The organism is Dyella sp. (genome assembly GCF_036384435.1).
Lineage (GTDB): Bacteria > Pseudomonadota > Gammaproteobacteria > Xanthomonadales > Rhodanobacteraceae > GSA-30.
In genome coordinates this window covers 1-2,066 of sequence record NZ_DASVMI010000145.1, presented here as the reverse complement: position 1 = coordinate 2,066, position 2,066 = coordinate 1, and the positions used below count along the sequence as shown (strand labels likewise).

General features: G+C 61.7%; 2 protein-coding genes. Both read left to right on the top strand.

Annotated elements, in window-relative coordinates; translation table 11 throughout:
- Window positions 1–890 (top strand): glycoside hydrolase family 125 protein (locus VF436_RS14130; protein WP_330904670.1); only part of this gene is annotated, 890 nt, incomplete at its 5' end.
- Between the two features lie 72 nt (window positions 891–962).
- Window positions 963–2,066 (top strand): glycoside hydrolase domain-containing protein (locus tag VF436_RS14125; protein ID WP_330904669.1); only part of this gene is annotated, 1,104 nt, incomplete at its 3' end.

Sequence of the window (2,066 nt, the reverse complement as noted above, 5' to 3'; positions counted from 1 at the left end):
TGTGCTACCCGATTCGCCTGGCTCACGGTTACTGGCAGGGCACCGGCGACCACCAGCCCTTCGATGAAGCCTGGCGCGATGCGATGCGCACGGTGGTGCGCACGTTCCGCGAACAGCAGCGCAAGCATGGCCCGGGCCCTTACCAATTCCAGCGCACGTCGATGAATCCCACCGAGTCGCAGTTCCTGCACGGCTACGGCAACCCCACGCGACCGGTGGGCATGATCCATGCCATGTTTCGCCCTTCGGACGATGCCACGCTTTATCCATTCAATATCCCCGGCAACCTGTTTGCGGTCACCTCGCTGCGCCAACTGGCCACCATGCTGCGCAATCTGTTCCAGGACGAGGCTCAGGCCAGCGAGTGCGAGGCATTGGCAAACGAAATTCAGCAAGCCGTGCAGGAGCATGGTGTCATTCGGGATGATCAGGGCGATCTATGGGCGTACGAAGTGGACGGCTATGGCAACAAGTTGTTCATGGATGATGCCAATGTCCCCAGTCTGCTCGCCCTTCCCTACCTGGAAAGCTGCAAACTCGACGATGCGCGCTATCAACGCACGCGCGCGGCGGTGTGGAGTGCGCGTAATCCATACTTCTTCAAGGGAAGCGCCGGCGAAGGCATTGGCGGCCCACACGAGGGCCTGCGCATGATCTGGCCGATGTCCATCATGATGCGTGCCTTCACCAGCAGCAACGAGGCCGAAATTGCCCAATGCCTGCGTGCACTGAAGGCTACCCACGCCGGCAGCGGCTTCATGCACGAAGCCTTCGATCAAGATGACACGGCCACGTTTACTCGCTCCTGGTTTGCCTGGGCCAACACCTTGTTCGGCGAACTGATCGTCGAGACAGCACAGAAATACCCCGCCGTCCTGAGGCGGGCCTGAAGTCAGCACGTCTAGTCACAGGGCATGCCGCTTCGACGGCATGCATGGGTACCTTGTAAGGAGTCGAGCATCATGGTCACGCGTCGTCGGTTCATCCAGGGCATGGCCGCCCTTTCCGTCCTGGGCAGCCAGGCGGGCACGTTGCCCGCTTTCGCCGCCGCTGCCACTGGCAAGAAGACCGCGCTGGCCGAGGGGGTCTTGCGCCACGTCGACGTCTTCGTAGGCACCGGCGGGCACGGCCATACGTTCCCCGGCGCGACGATGCCGTTCGGCATGGTGCAGCTCAGCCCCGATACCTACAATGCGCAATGGGATGGAAGCTCGGGCTACCACCAGGGCGACGGTTCGATCATGGGCTTTTCGCACACGCATCTGTCCGGCACGGGTGCCAGCGACATGCTCGATGTGCTGGTGGTGCCGGCGATCGGCGAAGTGCGATTGCAGCCGGGCGATCGCCAATACGATGGCGTGAACTATCACTCCCGGTTCGATGGCGTACGCCCAGGCGCGAACGAACCGAAGGGCTACAAGACCGGCATCAAGGGCTATCGATCGCGCTATACGCAGGAGCAGGCCCACCCGGGCTACTATCGCGTCCAGTTGACCGACAGCAAGGTATTGGCCGAACTTACGGCCAGCGAGCGTGTCGGGCTTCATCGCTATACGTTCCAGGAAAGTGATGCACACTTGCTGGTCGACTTCGCGCACGGCTTCCAGGACGACCCCAAGGAGCCAACCCGCATTACCGATGCCAAGCTCAAGCTGGTCGGTAACGACACCCTGGTGGGCTCACGCGTGGTACACCAATGGGCGAATGGGCGCCATATCTATTTCGCGCTGAAGGTTTCGCGCCCCTTCCGCAAGGCGACGCTGTACTCCAACGATACGGCGTTGGGTGACGGTACGTCACAGGTGGACGGCACGAACCTCAAGGCCGCCCTGTTCTTCGACAAGGCCAATAGCACACCGTTGCTGGTCAAGGTCGGTATCTCGGGCGTGGATGTCGAAGGCGCCTTGCGCAATATCGCGCGCGAGGTTCCCGAATGGGACTTCGAGGGCGTGCGCAAGCAGGCCGAGGCAGCATGGGAGCACGAACTGGCGCGCATCCATATCGATACGCCATCGGACGACATCAAGCGCACCTTCTACAGCGCGCTGTATCACACCATGCTGGCT